At 63.2% G+C, this 19,828-nt stretch carries 10 protein-coding genes, 1 tRNA gene and 1 pseudogene; 7 read left to right on the forward strand and 5 right to left on the reverse strand.

The annotated features are described in order from the left end of the window. Window positions 1-139: 139 nt before the first annotated feature. Window positions 140-601, forward strand: a pseudogene (locus ACK543_RS09790) (C4-dicarboxylate ABC transporter substrate-binding protein); the annotation flags it as partial. Between the two features lie 27 nt (window positions 602-628). On the opposite strand, the gene ACK543_RS09795 reads toward ACK543_RS09790, so the two are convergent. Both ACK543_RS09795 and ettA read right to left on the reverse strand, forming a co-directional pair. Next, window positions 629-3,235, reverse strand: coding sequence for a DUF1631 family protein (locus tag ACK543_RS09795; RefSeq protein WP_409942664.1), 2,607 nt, complete (start codon window positions 3,233-3,235; stop codon window positions 629-631). 53 nt (window positions 3,236-3,288) lie between these two features. After that, on the reverse strand, window positions 3,289-4,950 hold the full coding sequence (ettA, locus tag ACK543_RS09800; protein ID WP_409942665.1) for an energy-dependent translational throttle protein EttA: 1,662 nt from the start codon (window positions 4,948-4,950) through the stop codon (window positions 3,289-3,291). Between the two features lie 311 nt (window positions 4,951-5,261). On the opposite strand from ettA, the gene ACK543_RS09805 reads away from it, so the two are divergent. The 3 genes from ACK543_RS09805 (at window position 5,262) to ACK543_RS09815 (ending at window position 9,538) form a co-directional block, all read left to right on the forward strand. Further along, window positions 5,262-7,040, forward strand: coding sequence for a DEAD/DEAH box helicase (locus tag ACK543_RS09805; protein ID WP_409942666.1), 1,779 nt, complete (start codon window positions 5,262-5,264; stop codon window positions 7,038-7,040). A 198-nt stretch (window positions 7,041-7,238) separates the two neighbouring features. Next, the gene (locus tag ACK543_RS09810) at window positions 7,239-9,116 is read left to right on the forward strand and encodes a M14 family zinc carboxypeptidase (protein WP_409942667.1); all 1,878 of its coding nucleotides are present in this window, start codon (window positions 7,239-7,241) and stop codon (window positions 9,114-9,116) included. A gap of 345 nt (window positions 9,117-9,461) precedes the next feature. Then, a tRNA-Arg gene (locus tag ACK543_RS09815) sits at window positions 9,462-9,538 on the forward strand. Window positions 9,539-9,681: 143 nt separating this feature from the next. Here ACK543_RS09815 and ACK543_RS09820 read toward each other — a convergent pair. The 3 genes from ACK543_RS09820 to ACK543_RS09830 all read right to left on the reverse strand — a co-directional run bounded on the left by ACK543_RS09820 (window position 9,682) and on the right by ACK543_RS09830 (window position 17,333). Continuing rightward, window positions 9,682-11,049, reverse strand: coding sequence for a TIGR03862 family flavoprotein (locus tag ACK543_RS09820; protein ID WP_409942668.1), 1,368 nt, complete (start codon window positions 11,047-11,049; stop codon window positions 9,682-9,684). Window positions 11,050-11,110: 61 nt separating this feature from the next. After that, window positions 11,111-14,620, reverse strand: coding sequence for a UvrD-helicase domain-containing protein (locus ACK543_RS09825; RefSeq protein ID WP_409942669.1), 3,510 nt, complete (start codon window positions 14,618-14,620; stop codon window positions 11,111-11,113). Between the two features lie 148 nt (window positions 14,621-14,768). Continuing rightward, the gene (locus ACK543_RS09830) at window positions 14,769-17,333 is read right to left on the reverse strand and encodes a PD-(D/E)XK nuclease family protein (protein ID WP_409942670.1); all 2,565 of its coding nucleotides are present in this window, start codon (window positions 17,331-17,333) and stop codon (window positions 14,769-14,771) included. A 113-nt stretch (window positions 17,334-17,446) separates the two neighbouring features. On the opposite strand from ACK543_RS09830, the gene trxA reads away from it, so the two are divergent. The 3 genes from trxA to ACK543_RS09845 all read left to right on the forward strand — a co-directional run bounded on the left by trxA (window position 17,447) and on the right by ACK543_RS09845 (window position 19,825). Next, window positions 17,447-17,779: a thioredoxin TrxA gene (gene trxA, locus ACK543_RS09835; protein WP_409942671.1), complete on the forward strand. Its 333-nt coding sequence runs from the start codon at window positions 17,447-17,449 to the stop codon at window positions 17,777-17,779. Window positions 17,780-18,038: 259 nt separating this feature from the next. Further along, complete coding sequence (rho, locus tag ACK543_RS09840) at window positions 18,039-19,301, forward strand: transcription termination factor Rho (protein ID WP_056067265.1); 1,263 nt, start codon at window positions 18,039-18,041, stop codon at window positions 19,299-19,301. A 269-nt stretch (window positions 19,302-19,570) separates the two neighbouring features. Further along, window positions 19,571-19,825, forward strand: a complete 255-nt coding sequence (locus tag ACK543_RS09845; RefSeq protein WP_409942672.1) for a type B 50S ribosomal protein L31 — start codon at window positions 19,571-19,573, stop codon at window positions 19,823-19,825. Window positions 19,826-19,828: the final 3 nt, after the last annotated feature.

Consider the following 19,828-nt stretch of genomic DNA (forward strand, 5'->3'; position numbering starts at 1 on the left):
CAGATCGAGTTCAGTTTGTTCGGTACAGTTTGGATTCGGCATGGCTCGCTCGTTCATCAAGTTTCTACACCTCGATAAACGCGCACTCAAAGGGCCATGCCGTCATCGTTTTTACGGAGGACGGTGAAATATCCGGGTTAACCGCGCACGCGAGTTTCCCAGCATCCAGCATGGCGAACTACCCTTGGCCAAAGAAGGTGAACGCGCCATTACCGAATCTGTGCCACTGCTGCAGCGCTACCTGCCGTTTTGGATTGCCAACCTGATCGAGCGCATGTGGCTGGTGCTGGGCATTTTGCTGGCCATCATGCTGCCTCTGTCGCGCATCGTTCCACCGCTGTACCAGTTCAGGGTGCGTTCCAGGGTATTCCGCTGGTACGGTCACCTGCGCGAGATCGAAACCGATATGGAAGCTCGCAGCGTTGCCCCCACCACCTTGCTCAAGGCGCTGGACAGCCTGGAGGCCCAAGCCGAAAAAGTGTCGCTGCCGCTTTCCTACACCGACGAGCTCTACACGCTGCGCCACCACATTCATCTGGTGAGAAAAAAACTGATTCGCGCCCAGCAGACTGGCAAGCCGGTCGACGCACCAGCGGTTTGAAACACGGCAGAACGCGCAGGGGAAGGTTCAGCGCGGCTTGCCTGCCGCAACCTCCGATGCGGTCAACCGGCGAGATCCTGTCGCCGAACTGCCGCCCAGCGGGGCAGCAGCGGACGAGAGTGCGGCGGCACTGGTCGATGGGGAAAATGGCTTTTTGCGATCGCCCGCCCGCAGTTCTGCAGCCTCTGCAGCTTTATCGACCCCGCCGGGTGCGGACACCACCCTGATCAAACCTTCCGCGGCCAGTTTGTCCCGCATGCGACGCGTCATCGATTGCGTGCTCGCGTCGGCTGCAGTGAACAAAAACAACGTGCCATGCGGGCTGGACCAAGTCAGCTGGGTCCTCATCACGCGGCCATTCGTGATCAGTTCCACCCATGCACCAATCACAAAGTCCGCAAAAGGATCAGCACCTGCTTGCGGAACCGCAGCATGGGCGCTATCGCCTTCAACGTCCGGCGAGTCCCCAACCGCGCCATAGACCGACACGTCAGCTCCAGTCACCTCGTCGACGTCGGAAGCCGCAGATGCAGTAGCAGAACCAGGTGCAGGCACCGCGCGACGACCCGGCTTTTCGAATGCCGCCTGGTGCAGGGCTACCAGCCGCTGAAGCAGAGTGCTGGTTTGTGATGCTGGGTAATTGATGGTCTTGAGACCCTTGCGCAGTTTGGCAAGAAGTCCAGGTATGGCATCGTTGAGACGATCTGGTTCGAGACGGGTGAGCGCAGGCTGCGAACTCCAGAGCAACACCGGTACCAGCGCGAGATAGCCACCGGGATCGTCGTCGCGCGAATCGGGTTCCTTGAGCACCTGGGCGAGCGCTACGACCTCTGCCCATGGTCCGGCAGCAAAGTCCAGCACATCGGACGGCACATTTTCCAGATCAGGCAGCTTGCGGATGTTTGCCGCAACCTTTTCGGCCAGCAATGCCCGCTGCTCGGCATTGAGTTGGGCCTTTTCTTGGGCCTCCCGCGCGGCGCGAGCTTTCTTTTCCTGAGCATCCCATGCAGACTGCAGCGCGTTGAAAACCGTTTCAAAAGGCCCGGAGTCCTTGATTTCTCGGCCTGCAAGATGATCGACCGCTTCTTTGATCAGGCGCATAAAGCGGAGGAAACCCGATGAAGTTTCCGACTCGAACGCCAGGCTTCGTTGGGTTACCTCGTCGAGCAGTCGACGGGCAGGATGGCTTGCATCGGTGAAAAAAAGCGTGTCGTGACGGACCAGCTGCTGCAAAACAGGCTCCAGGCTCTGCACTGCTTTTTGAACCGAGGGCACCAACCGCGAATCGTGGGAGATGTTATGCACCATGCGGCTGACCACCTCGGCTGCCACGGCGGGCGACTGCACAGCCGCATCCAGAGGCATGGCCGCGTACACCATGGGCGCCACACCCGGGCCTTGCCAGCCCACCTCAGGCGGCACAGGCAGAGCGGCGCCCTGGTTGCCCGATATAGCCACAGCGCCACCAGCCAGCCGTCCCACCAACCGCTCAAGCTGGGCCATGTCCTCCATGGCCTCTGCCGCCGCTGTTGCTGCTGCCGGGTCAAACCCGCCTGCCAGCGCGGCCCGCGCACTGGCCGAGCCGAACCGGGGGTCGCCCCAGCCGACCTGCCCCCCGACGGGAGGCGCACCCTGGCCAACCGCCGAGGGCGGAGGAAGCGCCGCACCCGTCAACGCAACTCCGTAGGAGCGGGGATCGAACGGATCACCGCCGGACAGCATTTGTCGAAGAATGCCTACCGTCAGCAAAGCCTCCTCGGCATCCGACGCGAGCGCACCGTGCGAAGAATCCCCGCCCCAGCCCGTACTCCGTCCGTAGCCAGTGATGCCGTAGTCGCCGGCAGGCGCACCAGACGTGTGACCGTAACCTGAATATCCGCCCCCAAAGCCGCTGCGTGGTCCGCCATAGCCTGAGCCATGGCCAGTGCCCCCATAACCGCTACTGCCGCCCGAAAGCTCGCTCCGGGACGTTCCCGCGGCAGCCAAGACTGCGTATCCCACCGGCTGCACGCCATGCTCTCGCAAGCTTGCGACAATGTTTTCGTACTCCACCACCAGCAGCCTGCCCAGCAAGTCACGCATGTGCTGCATCCACAGCTGCCGGACCTCGGCCACCACGCCGGTTTCGCTCACCGTTTTTTGCAGCGCGCGGATATAACTTTCGGGCCGCAGCGGATTGCGTTCAGGCTGCACACTGCGCAGCCCCTGGGCCGAACTCACCAGCGTATTCAACTCGGCCAGCACGGCATCGGTTGCATGCAGGGCGGACTGCTGGGCCCTGGAGAGCTCCACCTGCGCCTGCATCTCGTTTTCATCCATCAGCGAAAGCTCGCCAAAGTCCATGCCGGTATCGTCTGAGGGGGTTCGGCTCTTTGCAGCGGCGGGCCCCTCCGCAAAAACCTCCAGCAGCGCCATGGGGTAGCCCTTGACCAAGGCCGCCTCGTGTTGCCTGAGCAAACGCAAGCTGTCGCTCGCCAGATTGCGCTGCTGGATGTTGCGCACGGTTGATTCTTCGCCCGCCAGCGCGCTGTCGGTCGCCTTGACGAGCTCTTGCATCAACACCTCGCCAGCGCGCACGGCGTTGACGACGCAGACGCGGAAGACTGTACGCGATGAAGGCGCAGGCTGAGGCATGGATTCGGTCGGTTCAGCAAAAGCTCGGTTGCAATCCTACTTGACCTGGCGTCTTATTTCAGTGCTTTGAAACGCATCCGCTTGGGTTTTGCACCTTCTTCGCCGAGCCGTTTCTTCTTGTCGGCCTCGTATTCTTGATAGTTTCCGTCAAAGAACGTCCACTGACTATCACCCTCAGCCGCCAGGATATGCGTGGCAATGCGGTCGAGGAACCAGCGGTCGTGGCTGATAACCAACACCGTGCCTGCATACTCCAGCAAAGCATCTTCCAGCGCCCTCAGGGTTTCCACGTCCAGGTCATTGGACGGCTCGTCCAGCAGCAGCACATTGCCCCCGGCAATCAGGGTCTTGGCCAGGTGCAGTCGGCCGCGTTCCCCGCCTGAGAGCATGCCCACCTTCTTTTGCTGGTCGCCGCCGTTGAAGTTGAAGCGCCCGGCGTACGCGCGGCTGGCCATGGTGAACTTGCCGATGTTGATCATGTCCAGTCCGCCAGAGATGTCCTCCCACACCGTCTTGTCGTCGGACAGAGCATCGCGGTGCTGGTCCACAAAGGCCATTTTCACGGTCGAGCCGATCACAACCTCGCCGCTGTCAGGCTGCTCGCGACCGGCGATCAGCTTGAACAGGGTGGATTTGCCAGCACCGTTCGGGCCGATGATCCCCACAATAGCGCCCGCAGGGATGTTCATGGACAGGTTGTCGATGAGTACACGGTCGCCAAAGGACTTCGTGACATTCTTGAACTCGATGACCTGCGTACCCAGGCGCTCGGCCACAGGGATGAAGATCTCCTGGGTTTCGTTGCGCTTTTGGTATTCGTAGTCGCTCAGTTCTTCGAAGCGGGCAATACGCGCCTTGCTCTTGGCCTGGCGGCCCTTGGCATTCTGGCGCACCCACTCCAGCTCCTTTTTGAGGGCCTTGGCGCGGGCTTCCTCGCCCTTGTTTTCGGATTCCAGGCGGGCCTGCTTCTGATCCAGCCAGGTACTGTAGTTGCCTTTGTAAGGGTGGCCATAGCCGCGATCGAGTTCCAAAATCCACTCGGCCGCGTTATCGAGGAAGTAGCGATCGTGGGTAATGGCCACCACGGTGCCTGGGAATCGGTGCAAGAACTGCTCCAACCAGTCCACCGATTCGGCGTCAAGGTGGTTGGTCGGCTCGTCCAGCAACAGCATGTCGGGCTTGGACAGCAGCAAACGGCACAACGCAATACGACGCTTTTCACCACCAGACAACAGGCCCACCTTCGCTTCCCACGGCGGCAGGCGCAACGCGTCGGCCGCAATTTCGAGCTGGTGCTCCGAGTCGGTGCCAGCGGTGGCAATGATGGCCTCCAGACGTGCCTGTTCTGCAGCCAGAGCATCAAAGTCGGCATCTGGCTCAGCGTAGGCGGCGTACACGTCTTCGAGCTTGGCCTTGGCTGCAAACACCTCGCCCATGGCTTCCTCGACGCTCTCGCGCACCGTGTGCTCGTGGTTGAGCTGCGGTTCCTGGGGCAGGTAGCCGATCTTGATACCCGGCATCGGGATAGCCTCGCCCTCAATCTCCTTGTCCACACCCGCCATGATCTTGAGCAAGGTCGACTTGCCTGAGCCGTTAAGCCCCAGAACGCCAATCTTTGCGCCGGGGAAGAACGAGAGCGAAATTTCTTTCAAGATCTGGCGCTTGGGCGGCACCGTCTTGGAGACGCGATTCATCGAGTAAACGTATTGAGCCATGGAGAAATCAGACTAGCAAAGGTGGGCAGAAGTTCTGCATATGAGCCGTTTCAGGGTCCCGGCGGAGGCATGGCAGTGGGTCGCCAAGTGGAACCGAGCGGGCTCCCAAGGCCGTGATTATCGGGCCATGCGACAATACGCATGCGGCAGGCTCCAGTTGCGCGCCGCATCAGCACCCCGCTGGGGACGAAGGCAGCATCCGCTTCCGGGCTCCCACCCTTGAACCTCATCTGCCTGATGACTGGCTCGGCACCCCCCCAGGTTGCACGACAGGCCGATACCCAGCGCCCCGGACGGACGCATACAACCACATGACATTTGACGAACTGAAGCTGTCGCCTGCCATCCTCAAGGCAGTGCACGAAACGGGTTACGAGACCCCGACTCCCATTCAAGCACAGGCCATTCCAGCCGTTCTGGAAGGTCACGACCTTCTGGCCGGCGCGCAGACCGGCACCGGCAAGACCGCCGCATTTACCCTCCCCATCCTGCACCGCCTGTCGCAGGGCGCGGCACCCAAGAACCAATTCGGCGGCAAGGGCATCCGCGCCTTGGTGCTGACGCCTACCCGTGAGCTGGCAGCCCAGGTCGAAGAGTCCGTGCGCGAGTACGGAAAGTATCTGGACATCAACTCCACCGTCGTTTTTGGCGGGGTGGGCATGAACCCGCAAATTGACCGTATCAAGCGCGGCGTGGATATCCTGGTGGCAACCCCCGGCCGCCTGCTGGACCTGCAGCAACAGGGCTTCCTGGACCTCTCGACCGTACAGGTACTGGTGCTCGACGAGGCCGACCGCATGCTGGACATGGGATTCATCCATGACGTGAAGAAGGTGTTGGCCCTGGTGCCGAAGGAAAAGCAGAGCCTGCTGTTCTCGGCCACATTCAGCGACGAGATCCGCGAGCTGGCTGCAACCCTCCTCAGGAATCCGCAGAGCATCCAGGTCACGCCGCGCAACACCACAGTGCAACGCATCTCGCAGGTCATTCACCCTGTGGGGCGTGGAAAGAAAAAGCAGGTGCTTTTGCACATCATCCAGCAGCACAACGGGAGCCAGGTGCTGGTGTTCACCCGCACCAAGTTCGGCGCTAACAACGTGGCCGAATTTTTGACCAAGAACGGCGTGCAGGCCATGGCGCTGCACGGTAACAAGAGCCAGAGCGCGCGCACGCAGGCGCTGAGTGGCTTCAAGAGCGGCGACATCCGCGCACTGGTGGCGACCGACATCGCAGCGCGCGGAATCGATATCGACGACCTGCCCCATGTCGTCAACTACGAGATTCCGAACGTTTCGGAGGACTACGTTCACCGCATTGGCCGCACCGGCCGCGCGGGCGCCACCGGTGAAGCCGTCAGCCTGGTCTGCATGGACGAGGAAGGCTTCATGATGGAAATCGAGCGCTTCACGAAGCAGCAGATTCCAGTGCAGGTCATCGAAGGCTTCGGCCCCGAGCCGGGTGAGAAGGCCGAACCCATCGCCATGGGTCGCCAGACCATCTGGGGCGGCGCCGGCAAACCCCCGAGTCGCGAGGTGATGCAGGCTGCGGCCAAGGCAGCACGCAGTGAGATGATGGAGCGCATCCGCACCCACAAAGCGGGCCAGGGTCAGCCTCAAAGCGAACGCGGTGCCAAATCAGGCAGTGGCGGTAGTGTCGCGGGCGGTGGACGACCCAGTGGCGGCGGGCGCGGGAGCTCGGCCCAGAGCACGAACGGTCGCGGTGCACAGGGCGCAGGCCCACGCGGCCACGCACAGCCTACAGCACCGCGGGGTCGAGGCCCACGCAGCGACCGCGATGCAGGCAGCAACCGGAACGACGACGCACAGCCGCCGCGTGCCAATGCCCATCTGGGTACGCACATGGGTCACAGCAATCCTGGGCACCGCAACGCTGGCCATGGCGGTTCGGGCGGCCAGCCAGACCCGATGCGAACCAGCGTAGACAGCATGGCTGAACGCGGACGGCGCGGCGGCGGTTATCGCAATTCGGGAGGCGGTGGTTATGGGGGTGGATCCGGCGCGGGTGGCGGCGGTGGCCGCGGTAACGGGCCTCGTGGGCCAGGCGGTTCTCGCGGCTCTTACGGGCGCTGAACAGGACGCTCGAACGCGCCGATTTGTGTGTTGCCCCGGGTAAATCACCCCACCCGGGACACATGTGCGCGGAACATACGGGCTGGCCGGGGGTATGTCCGTTTGAAACCGGATGTACGCAGCGCACGGCGCGTCTAACCGCAAAGGTAACATCGTCGCGACACGACGCCTCTCGACATTGCATTGCCGTTACCCAGCATGACCCCGCATTCCCCCACCCGGTCACCCCTGTTCGACCGAATTACCGCCACCGCCTCGCGTACGCCTGGACTAGGTGCTGTGCTGCTCCAGGCGGCGGTCACACTTGCAGCTATCGTTGCGCTCAGTGCCTGCACCAGCACCCCACTGCCGCCCTGGCCTTCCGGCCCTGGCGCAGTCTCGATTCCAAAAACCTCTTCTCCCGCGCCACTGCCGCTTGTTCAGCGTGCCTCTGTCGTACCCTCACCGCTGGGCCAGCCGCCTACCGGTGCGGTTGTGAGCCCGTTGTCTCCGCCCGCCGCTCTGGTGGCGCGGGACGAAGCACCGATCCCAGCGCCACCGTACAACGCTGCAGTGGCAGCAAGATTTCCCGAACCCCCCATCACTTACGACACCCCGGGACTGGGACGCGACCGTCGTGCTTTTACGACCAACGCCGAACTCGCTCAATGGCTGCAGTCCCTGGCCGAGGCTGCTCCCACCGGGGCAACGCGCACCCAATTGGTCAACGCCGGCACATCCCAGCGCGGAGAACCCATCCTGGCCCTTGTGGCCACCCGCGCCCCCGCCACCGACCCTGCGACGCTCGCAAAAAGCGGTCGTCCTACCGTCATCCTCATTGGGCAGCAGCATGGCGATGAACCCGCCGGCAGCGAAGCCCTGCTGGTGATTGCGCGCGAGTTGGCACGGGGCCTCCTGGAGCCCCAACTCGATCGTCTCAATGTCGTGGTGGTACCACGTGCCAACCCGGATGGAGCGGCAGCGGGCACGCGAGCGACTGCCAATGCGCTCGACATGAACCGCGACCACCTTTTGCTGCGCACTCCCGAGGCGCGCGCCCTTGCCAAGCTGATCAACGACTACCAGCCCATACTGGTCGTGGACGCGCACGAATTCACGGCGGTTGGCAGCCACCTGCAAAAGTTCAATGCCATCCAGCGCTACGACGCTCTGCTGCAGTACACAACCACCGCAAACTACCCCGAATTTCTCACCAAGGCGTCGATGGAGTGGTACCAACAACCCATGGTGGCGGCATTAAGGTCGCAGGGACTTACCAGTGACGCGTACTACACCACATCGAATAACCCGCAGGACAAAATCATCTCGATGGGTGGCGCGCAACCCGATAGCGGACGCAATGTCCATGGCCTCAAGAATACGGTCAGCCTGTTGGTCGCAACCCGCGGCGCGGACTTGGGTCGCATGCATATTCAGCGTCGTGTGCATACCCATGTCACGGCCATCACCAGCGCGCTGCGCAGCACTGCCGAGCGGGCCGCCAACTTGGAACAAGTGCGGTCTTTTGTCGTGCGCGACGTCAGCGCCATGGCATGCCGCGACCAGGTGGTTGTTGAAACCGAGCCCACACCCACCCGGCGCGACCTCGAGTTTCTGGACCCGCAAACCGGAGGCAATCGCACGGTGCTGGTGGAATGGAACTCATCACTGACCTTGCGCCCAGTCAAGGTACGACCGAGGCCTTGTGGCTACTGGCTTTCAGCTTCATCGCTTGAGGCCGTGGATCGATTGAAGATGCTCGGTGTGCAGGTGCTGCGCATTGCTGAACAAGGCTCGCTCCTGGCGGACGTCTACCGCGAAACGTCCCGCCAGACAGCCGACCGTCAGGACGTGAGTGGAAACATCGCAGCGGATGTGGGTATTGTTCGGGTGCAGGTGACACCGTTGCGTCGCGCCATCGACGCGCCCGCTGGCAGTTATTACGTGCCGTTGAACCAACCGCGCGCGCATCTTGCGGTGGCAGCGCTGGAGCCCGATACGCCTCATAGCTACTTTGCCAACCGACTCATCACAGAGCTCGATCACACAGCCCGGATCATGTCGACGCCTTCTTTGGTGTTCGAGGAGCCTCAGTGACTGGACATCGGCTGCTATCTCGCCTGACAGGCGCAGCCTGGAAGCCTCTCGGGCTTGGAGCGTGGAAACTGAGAATCGCCCCCAGCGAGAACAGCGTCTGGCGAATTTGCAGCCCAACTCCGCGCTGAGGGTCAATAAGGTAGTGGCCAATGGCTGCGGTCGATTTGTAGTCGACGACTTCCAGGTCTGTCAGGCCCCGTGACAACCAGAAGGTCCTGCAGTGAGTCCCCCGGCGCCCCGACAGGGCCCATCACAGTGCGGCGGGCGAGGTATGATCCGCGGCCTGCCGAAAAGCACTTCGATGCGCCAAACAGCCGCTTTCAGGCCGATTACGCCTTTTTCTGTCTGCCCGTAGCTCAACTGGATAGAGCAATAGCCTTCTAAGCTATAGGTCGGGGGTTCGAGTCCCTCCGGGCAGGCCAAAATACCCTCTCACACAGTCTCACACCCTCTCAGAACCCGTACGTTTCCTAGCGTTGCGGGTTTTTTGTTGTTCAAGCAAGAAGCGTCCCACGACCTTGCCATGCGATGCGGGCCCAGCACGCTCCGTCGGGCCTTTTTTGCATCATGCCCCCGCCCTGCCCAACCAGTGCAGCACACCGTTTGCCGCGGCTCGTCCACTTGCCATGCTGGCCGTCAGCAGATAGCCGCCCGTGGGGGCCTCCCAATCGAGCATTTCGCCTGCACAAAACACCCCTGGTACCGCCCGTGCCATCAGGTGGCCGTCTAGCGCCTCGAAGCGTACGCCTCCGGCTGTGCTGATGGCTTCGTCGATAGGGCGCGGAGCGACCACCGTGATGGGAAGCGCCTTGATGGCGTGGGCAAGCGCCAACGCATCGTTCAGGCCATCCTTGTCCAGGTGCTCATAGAGAATGCCGGCCTTGATCCCGTCCAGGCCCAGTCGGCTCTTGAGGTGGCTTGAAAGCGAACGAGAACCCCGTGGATGACGCACCTCTGCCAACACTCTCTCGGGTGCGTGGTCCGGGAGCAGGTCCAGACGGAACGTAGCATGACCTTGGGTTTCAATTTCATCCCGCAGCAGGTGAGAGGCTGCGTACACCAGGCTTCCTTCGATGCCCGTCGCCGTGGCAACGAACTCGCCACGGCGGCTGAAGGTTCGTCCCTGGCTGTCTGCAAAGGTCAGCGTGACGGTTTTGAAAGGCTGACCGCTGAAGCGCTCTGCAAAATGGGGCATCCATCCCGCCGTGACCGCAGGCGCCCGGCCGGTCGCGTCGTGGGGCAATTCGCGCCGGTTCTCGCCGGTCGCCGACCCGGCCCGCAGCACATCAAAACCACAGTTGGCGGGGCGCAGCGGCGCTACCTCAAGTCCGCGCGCGGCCACCTGCGATACCCAGCGGCCGTCCGAGCCCAGGCGTGACCAGCTCGCGCCTCCCAGCGCAAGCACCACGGCGCGTGCGTCCACCAGGCTAACGCCAGCGGGAGTGGCGAATTGCTGGGCACCATCGCCGCTCCAGCCCAGCCAGCGATGCCGCATGTGAAAGCGCACGCCCTGGTCGCGCAGGCGGTGCAGCCAGGCACGCAGCAGGGGGGCTGCTTTCATGTCTGTCGGGAACACCCTTCCGGACGTGCCCACGAAGGTCTCCACACCCAGCGCAAGTGCCCAGTCGCGCACATCCTGGGCACCAAACGCTGCGATCAGGGGCCCGACCTGCGCCTCGCGGCCCACAAAACGCGTTGCGAACCGGGCATGCTCCTCAGAGTGGGTCAGGTTGAGCCCGCCCTTACCCGCCAGCAAAAATTTGCGGCCTACCGAGGGCATGGAATCAAATAGATGCACAGCAACGCCAGCGTTTGCAAGCACCTCCGCCGCCATCAGCCCCGCGGGGCCGCCGCCGACCACGGCTACATCGCAGGCAAAGCGCTGAGCTTGCGCAGCTTCGCTGGCAGGCGCAGCGCATGAGGTGGATTGCATGGATGTGTTCTTCGGTGGCAATGGGATGAATACGGGCTGAGCCCAAGGCGGGAGGATCTCGTCAGAACAGTGCCCCCTGGGCTGGAGCATGTCCGACGCCGGTCCCCACAATGATTGCACCGGCAGAGTCGTCTGCCTGTTCCATTCCACCGGGGGCAGCCGGGGCTGCCATTGAAGCAAGGGCCGCCGCGTCGCCTTCTGCTACCGGCACCAGTCGCCCGTCGCCCGTCAGAAAGGCAGCGAACACGCGTTCGCCCGGTATCTGGCCTTGCACGGCCTGGCGGTACAGTTCCATCTGAGCGATGAGCTCAGGCTGGCGCTCGGGCTGATGGGCGCTTTTGTAGTCCAGCACCCACCAGCCAGCGCACGACGGGGGCTGGTGGCAATGGACAAGGCGGTCAATCCGCAAACTCTGGCCACGGTAATGCAGTGGCGCTTCATTGATCGCCGTAGCGACGAACGCCGGCTCCCAAGCCCAGGCGCCTTCACCGGCCAGAATGCGCTGCGCCATGTGGCAGGCCTGGCTGGCAGCCTCCATGGTGATCTCGAAATCCTGCGCCAGACGGGCCTGGCGCGCCGCCGAAAAGCCGTGCTCGCGCAACGGCTCCAGGGCATGCCCTGCGACACCCGCCTGTTCCAGCAGCTGGTGCATGGCCTCGCCCAGACGCGATTGCGGGGTCGACCTGGCGGCTTCTGGCGCGCCCGCAAGAGCAGCGGTCGGCCGAGGTTCGCCCAACGTCTGCTGGTTCGCAGTCACGCTTTGCAGATGTGACGGCAGCGAGGGAATGTCAGCAACGGAGAAGACGTCTCGCGCCACGGCATCCGGCGCGTCAGGGCCTGCGCCGGGCTGCAGCGCACCACCAGCAGGCAGGAATGCCAGCCGACTCCACCAGCTGCCGGGAGCCGATGGGGAAGGCCGCACGGACGACACGACAAGGCAGTGCCTGGCACGCGTCATGGCCACGTAAAGCGTGTTCAGATCTTCGCGCTGGCGCGCCTGCTGCTCCGCGGCCAGGGCCTGCGCGGCACTGGGTGGCGGGTCCGACTCGCGGGGCATGAAGAGGAAGGTGACCGGCACGGCCTGAACACCCGGCCAGTCCACCAGCACCCCCATGGTCTCAGCCTTTTGGGGGGACGGATCGGTGTCCAGCAGCAGGACCGATTGCGCTTCGAGCCCTTTGGCTCCATGCACCGTCAACAGCCGCACCGCCTGCGGATCGACCCGCCCCGGTGCGCGAACGCCGCCCCTCTTCATCGCCCGCACAAACGCGTAAGGGCTGAGGTAGCGACCGCCGTCATGCTGCAGCGCGGCCGACAGCAGGGCCCGCAGGTTGGCCTGTACGGACGCGCGCTGAACCACCGGCGCAGCGGCGGCAAAGCGGGCCAGTACGTCGGCATGCTCGTAGATGGCGTGCAAAGCGTCGTGGGGCGGGAGCGCGTCCACCCAGGCCTTGTATTGAACTAAATTAGCACCCGCCGCTCGCAGATATTGGTCTGATAGCTCCTCTTTTTGTAGCAAATCAAACCAGCTGCAGGCGGCATTCTCGGGCGCACGGCGCAACAGGGCCAGCGTGACCAGCGCGTCGTCGGCGAGCCCGAACAGCGGCGACCGCAGTGCCCGCGCCAGCGAGAGGTCATGGTGGGTAGAGACCAGTGCATCGAGCAACGCAATGATGTCCTGTACCTCGGGGGCATCGAACAGATCGGCCTTTTCGGGCTGCACACACGGCACGTGCAGCGCGTTCAGCGCGTCCTGCATGGCGACCAGGCGGTCGCGCTTGCGGGCCAGCACCATCACATCCTTGGGTGCCACGCCTTGGGCTAATTGCGATACCACCCAGGCTGCTGCCTGGGCACATTCGCGCATGCGCAGGGTCTCCTCGGGCTCGTGGCGCGGCTCGGTCAGGCTGTCGCGCCACTTCATCGGATGGGTGTTGGCAGGGCGAGTGCCGGTGGCACCGGCGCCACCCGTCTCGGCGGCGGCCGCCCCGGCCTGGGCAGCAGCGTCGTCAGGGCCAATGGCCGGCAAGCGCAGCACCACGCCGACATCCCCGGATTCGGTGGTGTGCGGGCGGAATCCGCCGGTTTCGCCCCGCAGTTGCGCAGTGCCCATGACCTCGTTCACGGCAGCGATCACGCCGGCGGCGTTACGACGTGTGTGGTCGCAGCTCAGAAGGTCACCGCCCAGGCCGTGACGGACAAACGCCTGGGCCGCGATGAAGACCTGGGGCTCCGCACGCCGGAAGCGGTAGATGCTCTGCTTGGGGTCGCCCACGATGAACACGCTGGGCGCAGCGGCGCCACCGCCCGATCCGGAGTAACCCGACAACCACCCGTGCAGGGCCTGCCACTGCAGCGGATTGGTGTCCTGGAACTCGTCCACAAGCAAGTGGCGTACGCGGACGTCCAGCCGCTCCTGCACCCATCCGCTCAGTACGGGGTCGGTCAGCATCACCTGCGCCATGCGCTCCACATCGTTCATGTCCACCCAGCCATGCTGGTGCTTGACGGCTGCGAACTGCGTAATGAGGCAGCGCGTCAAGCGAGCCACGCGCTGCTGATGCTGCCACGCCGCATGCTGGTGCCGCGCGGCCAGCAGGCGCTTGAGCTCATGTTCTGCCTCCTGGGCGGCATCAAACTTTTCAAGGTTCTTGCTGAGCCGGTCTTCCTTGGCCACAAACAGCGCCTTGCGCAACATGGCCAGGCACTGAGCCGGATCGGAGCTGGCCAGCGCATCGATGATGGCGCCGGCGGCCTTTCGGGGAGTTATGTCGGCTTCAGCCCCAAGCGCGCTTGCCCAGGCCAGCCAGCGATGGCGACGGGCAGCATCGGTCAGGGCATCGGCGGGGTCAGCGCAATGCGCGAACTCGGGGAAACATTCGCCGAATGCAGGCACCGACGCTTTCACCACGCCCGCATCGTCAGCCAGCTTGAACTCCACACGCTTGGACAGCGCCGTCGCAAGGGCCTTGTGGGTCTGGGAGCGTCCGTACTCGGCAATCACAGATTCGTAGTCAGCACGCAGTCGGGAGTCGCTTGCGACGGCGCGCAGAAACGGACGCCAGACCTCGCGTACCGCCTCCGCGTCCTCCTCCAGCAGCTCGAAATGCGCGGGCAAGTCATGCTCCTGCAACAGGGCCAGCGGCGCCGTACGGAGCAACGCGGCAAACCAGCTATGGAAGGTGCGGATCTGCACCGGGTGGCCACCGCCCAGCAGCTTGCGATAGAGGCCGCGCAGCGCTTCGCGCTGGTCCAGTGCGTTCTGGGGCGTCATCCCACGATCCATCAGTTCGGACAACAGCTTGTCGGGCGACGCCTTTGCAAATTCTTCGAGCCATTCCTGAAGGCGCTGACGCATCTCGCCAGCGGCTTTCTTGGTGAAGGTGATGGCCAGGATTTCGTGGGGAGCAGCCCCGTCGAGCAGCGCACGGAGCATGCGCGACACCAGTATCCAGGTCTTGCCAGCGCCAGCGCAGGCCTCCACGGCCACACTACGGGAAGGGTCGCACGCAATGGCATAGAACGCCTCGCGCGAGACGGGCAGTCCGTTGTGTTCGTAGGCAGCGTTCATCGAGGGATCCCGTGAACCGGCGAGGCGCTGGCGGCCTCCGAAACTGGAGCCGCCACGGCGTGGCGACGCAGGGCACGCCCCCCCGCACAACGCAGCCCAGCGATAACGCGAGAGAAGGCGCGCAGCGCCTCAGCGGGGTACCCTCGGGTCATTTCCAGAAGTCCTTTCGGCACAGTCCGCGCGCGGCGCAGTATTCACACACCGCGCCCTCCCCTAACGCCCGCATCGGGGCCCCTTCTGCAATTTGCGCGAAGTCATGCTCGATACCCTCGACCAGCAGGTCGCGCAAGTGCGCAATGTCTTTGTGCTCGTGCATCTTCGTCTGGCCGCGCTCCCCTACATTCACATACGCAGCACGCAGGGTGTCGTGGCTTAGCAGGGCTGCATAGAACGCTAGCTGGGTGTCTTCAGCCCCTGCTGTAATCCGTTTACGGGTCGCGTCGTCGCTCTCGGTCTTGTAGTCGATGACCAGCACTTCGGGCTCGCCCGTCGTGGACACGCCATCGATCCGGTCGATCGTGCCTACCAGCCGGAGATTGCCCAGCCGCTGGCTGGCCTTGACCTCTGCCGAGCGGAACGCCCCCCCCGCCTGCTCGTGCTGTGCAAGCCAGCGCAGGTACCCGTCGCGCAGCTGCGGCCAGCCCGCCGCAAAGGGGAGAAAGTCGCCCTCGGCCTCGCCAGCAAGGCCATGCCGCTCAGTGACGACACGCGCCGCTTGATCCAGGCACGTTGCACGATCTGGAGGTGCGCCGGGGTCAGCGTCACGCATCTGTTCATGAAACAACTGCAGCACTTCATGCAACCAGTTTCCGAAGTCCCGCTTGTCAACTTCGGCCGACAGTTCGTCCTGCTCGTACAGGCTCAGCAAACGCAGCGCAAAGAACCGGTACGGGCAATGCCGCAAGTCGGAATAGGCGGTGGATGACAGGCGCTGCAGCGCCAGCGCATCACCCCGCGGGCCAGGCCGCTGAGTGCACGCAGCCACCACTTCGCGCTGGCTACGGAAGTCAGCGCCCGCACGGGCGATGCCGTCCAGATGCAGGGCCTGCACCAGCGGGCTGGCCAGCACGGGCTCGCCACCCTCATCCCCCGTACGCCATAGGATGTCCACCGCAGGGGTGGAAAGTGCGCTTTGCCAGGCAGCGCGCTGTGCCGCCTCCTGCGACTCGCGGGTGGGCAAGGAAAGCGCGAGCCGCTGCGCCCGGGTCCATTCGCCCTGGGGCTCGGGGGCCGGCACAAGACGCCTTTCATCGCAGCCCGGCAAGACCAGGGCAGCGAATGGTCGGGCAAGCAGTTGTGACAGCGGCAGCACGGTGACGGGTGCTCCAGCGTCTGCGACTGGTATGAAACGCGCTGCCTCCAGCACTTCATTGACCCAGCGTGTGAACTCCGGCAGCGACATGCGCCGCACGGCCATATCCCAGCCGTCAAATTCCACGTCTTGTCCATCCTGCAGCCGCAGCGCGCTCAGCACCCGGGCGCCTGCCGCGTCACGCTCCAGCAAATCCCACAGCCCCGTGGCTCGCAACAACGCCCTGAGGGCCTCCAGCCAGTGAACCAGCGCACGATTGGAGCGCAATCCCTCTAGCCATGCCGCCACCTGGGAGACCAGAGCAGCCAGCAAGGGAGTGCCACCCCAATCCCGACTGGTCACGCCCGACCAGCTGGGCAGGGCAGCACGTCGTAGGTCGCGCTCCAACGCCGCCAACACACCCTGGTCGATCAGTGGTACCTGCTTGAGCCAGTCAAGCACATCGTCTGAACTGGCATCCCATGCAGCCGCCTTGAGTGCAGCCATCAACTGCGCCGCACAGCGCATGGTCGACAGAGTCCAGCCGTTTTCATCGCGCACCGCGACGCCACGGTGCGCCAGGTGGGCGCTGATGCGCCGGGTCAGCGCGCGGTCATTGGAGGCCAGCGCAACAGGAACGCGGCCTGTCGATATGTGAGCCAGCACACAGGCTGCCGCCCGCTGGGCCTCGTCCTCGGCGTCACACGCACTATGCAGGGCAATGCGCGAGTTCCCGTACACGCTGTCTGGCTCTTTGGCGAGGGGAAGCAGCAGTCCGCGATCGCCCCAGTGAACAAGCAGCGTGGCCGCAAGCAGGTCGGTTTGAAAACCTTGCAAGACGATCAATACGTCCACCGCATCGCGCACGTCGGGCTCAAACAGCACGTCGGTGGCATAACGCGACGCGGCTGCCCATTCCAGGGCAATGCGCGCCACCAATGCCTCATAGCGCAAGGCAAAGGGCTCCTCGGGCACGGGTAACTGCCGTCGCGCATGGCGGGTCCATGCATCGCGCTCGTGCGGCTGAACAGCGGCCACCACGGTAGCCAATTGCGCAGCGGCCTCCTGCAAGGGGGCTGCAAGCATCTCGCGCTGCGCAGTCAGCCCCGCGCGGTCCAGCAGCGCGCGTGCCGTGAGGATATCGCGCCCGGTATCGCCCGCCAGGTCGTTTCCCTGCGGCAGGAAAGCATCGAGCTGGCGCGCCCAGTTGCGGGTGGTTTCAAAGCGGGGGGCAAAGCCATCGGGATGCAGCAAGCCCCAGTAATGCTGAGCCCATGGCATAAGCTGGGCATAAGGCACCAGCACCACGGTACGGGCCGGGTGGGCACCCATACGCTGGATTGCTGAGGCTACGCCACCCAATACGTCGCGCCACAGGTCTAGCACGCCCTCGCAATAATCACTTTTCGCTATGACTGTCATAGCGTCGGAGTGACCGGCGACATTGATGAACGTGGGGTTGGTTTCTGTCACAATGCCCAGACTTTATACCTACTCCGAGAGCCTTCTGCCCGGAAAGACACAAGGAACCCGCCATGGCCAGCGAACTCATCAAACATCTCTCCGACGCAAGCTTTGAGGCCGACGTACTCCAGGCCAGTACCCCGGTCCTCGTGGATTACTGGGCTGAATGGTGTGGCCCTTGCAAGATGATCGCCCCGATCCTCGATGAAGTGGCGGGCGCCTACCAGGGCAAGTTGCAAATCGCCAAGTTGAACGTGGATGAGAACCGAGAAGTACCCGCAAAGTTCGGCATACGCGGTATCCCCACGCTGATGCTGTTCAAGGATGGCAAACTGTCCGCTACGAAAGTGGGCGCGATGAGCAAGGCCCAGCTCACAGCCTTTATCGATCAACAACTGGCCTGAGGCCGCTGGCCACGCGGCCGCACTTTATCAGCGGGCATGGTTTTTCTCGGGTCCGCAACCCGATCGACCAGCCCCTGTTGGCGGCGATCAAAGCCACCGTAAGCACCGCTGTTTTCCTGTCATAATTGGCCTTATCGCCGGGTTGCACGCATTGGCAACCGGTCAGAGACTCCAGGCGCGCCAGTCCTGCAAGCAGCAGTTCCTCTGGCACCAGCCGCACCCCCCAAGTTTCACACCCGCTCCGTCAAGGAGTCACCCCATGCACTTAAACGAACTCAAGGCACTGCACGTGTCTGAAGTCCTAAAGCAGGCTGAAGAACTCGAAATCGAAAACACCGGTCGTATGCGCAAGCAGGAGCTGATGTTTGCGATCATCAAGAAGCGAGCCAAAGCGGGCGAGCAAGTGTTTGCTGACGGCGTGCTGGAAATCCTCCCGGACGGCTTTGGCTTTTTGCGCAGCCCGGACACCAGCTTCACAGCCAGCACGGACGACATCTACATCAGCCCGAGCCAGGTACGGCGCTTCAACCTGCACACCGGCGACATGATCGAAGGCGAGGTACGTACGCCCAAGGATGGCGAACGCTACTTTGCCCTCACCAAGCTTGACAAAGTCAACGACGGTCCGCCGGAACAGAACAAGCACAAGGTGATGTTCGAGAACCTGACACCGCTCTTTCCCAAGGAGCAGATGCGCCTGGAGCGCGACGTCAAGAGTGAAGAGAACATCACTGGCCGCATCATCGACATCATCGCGCCCATCGGCCGTGGCCAGCGCGCGCTGATCGTCGCCCCGCCCAAGAGCGGCAAGACGGTGATGATGCAGCACATCGCCCACGCCATCACAGCCAACAACCCCGACGTGCACCTGATGGTGCTGCTGGTGGACGAGCGCCCGGAAGAAGTGACGGAAATGCAGCGCACGGTCAAGGGCGAGATCATTGCCTCCACCTTCGACGAGCCCGCCGCCCGCCACGTGCACGTCGCCGAGATGGTGATCGAACGCGCCAAGCGCCTCGTCGAACTGAAGAAGGACGTGGTGATCCTGCTGGACTCCATCACTCGGCTGGCCCGCGCCTACAACAACGTGGTGCCATCAAGCGGCAAGGTGCTGTCCGGTGGTGTGGACGCCGCCGCACTGCAGCGACCCAAGCGCTTCTTTGGCGCAGCCCGCAAGGTCGAAGAAGGTGGTTCGCTCACCATCATTGCCACGGCCCTGGTCGATACCGGCAGCCGCATGGACGAAGTGATCTTTGAAGAATTCAAGGGCACAGGCAACTGCGAAATTCACCTGAACCGCCGCCTGTATGAAAAGCGCGTGTTCCCGGCCATCGAGCTCAACAAGAGCGGCACCCGACGCGAGGAACTGCTTCTGGCGCCGGAGATCCTGCAAAAGACCCGTATCCTGCGCCAGTTCATGTACAACATGGACGAGATCGAGTCGATGGAACTCATGATCAAGAACATGAAGGCAACAAAGACGAATGTGGACTTCTTCGACATGATGCGAAGAGGAGGGTGACCCCCACGCAGGCGCTTTCGCGTCTTTCTCCCTGTTTCGAATGTCAACGCGATTCGAGAAGAGGGACACCGGCAGCGCGCCAGGAGTAGCCCTTTGGGTGCGCCCATTCAAAACTTCTCAGCCTGACCAGGCTCTGGCAGTATTGGCGAGAAGCAATTTCCGTCTGTGCAATAATAGAGAGCTTTTTCTGCGGAAAGTACGCTGGATGCTCCACGGTGCAAGGGTTGCACCGGGTTCGGCACGGCTCCCGCAATTGACAAGGATTGATCATGAAAGAAGGCATTCACCCCAACTACCGCGAAGTTCTGTTCGTGGACCTTTCCAACGGTTTCAAGTTCGTGACCCGCTCGTGCGTGAATACGAAGGAGATGGAATCGTTCGAAGGCAAGGAATACCCGCTGTTCAAGCTGGATACTTCTTCCGAGTCGCACCCCTTCTACACCGGCACCCAGAAGTCGGTGGACAATATGGGCGGTCGCGTGGAGCGCTTCCGCAATCGCTTCGGCAAGACCGCTGCAAAGTAATTT

The sequence above is a fragment of the Acidovorax sp. genome, assembly GCF_046341535.1.
GTDB lineage: Bacteria > Pseudomonadota > Gammaproteobacteria > Burkholderiales > Burkholderiaceae_C > Acidovorax.

Bases quoted from the DNA above. Each gene is read 5' to 3' on its own strand.
- ACK543_RS09810 (WP_409942667.1), top strand. From the start codon at position 7,239: ATGACCCCGCATTCCCCCACCCGGTCACCCCTGTTCGACCGAATTACC.
- ACK543_RS09795 (WP_409942664.1), bottom strand. From the start codon at position 3,235: ATGCCTCAGCCTGCGCCTTCATCGCGTACAGTCTTCCGCGTCTGCGTC.
- trxA (WP_409942671.1), top strand. From the start codon at position 17,447: ATGGCCAGCGAACTCATCAAACATCTCTCCGACGCAAGCTTTGAGGCC.
- ACK543_RS09825 (WP_409942669.1), bottom strand. From the start codon at position 14,620: ATGAACGCTGCCTACGAACACAACGGACTGCCCGTCTCGCGCGAGGCG.
- rho (WP_056067265.1), top strand. From the start codon at position 18,039: ATGCACTTAAACGAACTCAAGGCACTGCACGTGTCTGAAGTCCTAAAG.
- ACK543_RS09820 (WP_409942668.1), bottom strand. From the start codon at position 11,049: ATGCAATCCACCTCATGCGCTGCGCCTGCCAGCGAAGCTGCGCAAGCT.
- ACK543_RS09830 (WP_409942670.1), bottom strand. From the start codon at position 17,333: ATGACAGTCATAGCGAAAAGTGATTATTGCGAGGGCGTGCTAGACCTG.
- ettA (WP_409942665.1), bottom strand. From the start codon at position 4,950: ATGGCTCAATACGTTTACTCGATGAATCGCGTCTCCAAGACGGTGCCG.
- ACK543_RS09845 (WP_409942672.1), top strand. From the start codon at position 19,571: ATGAAAGAAGGCATTCACCCCAACTACCGCGAAGTTCTGTTCGTGGAC.
- ACK543_RS09805 (WP_409942666.1), top strand. From the start codon at position 5,262: ATGACATTTGACGAACTGAAGCTGTCGCCTGCCATCCTCAAGGCAGTG.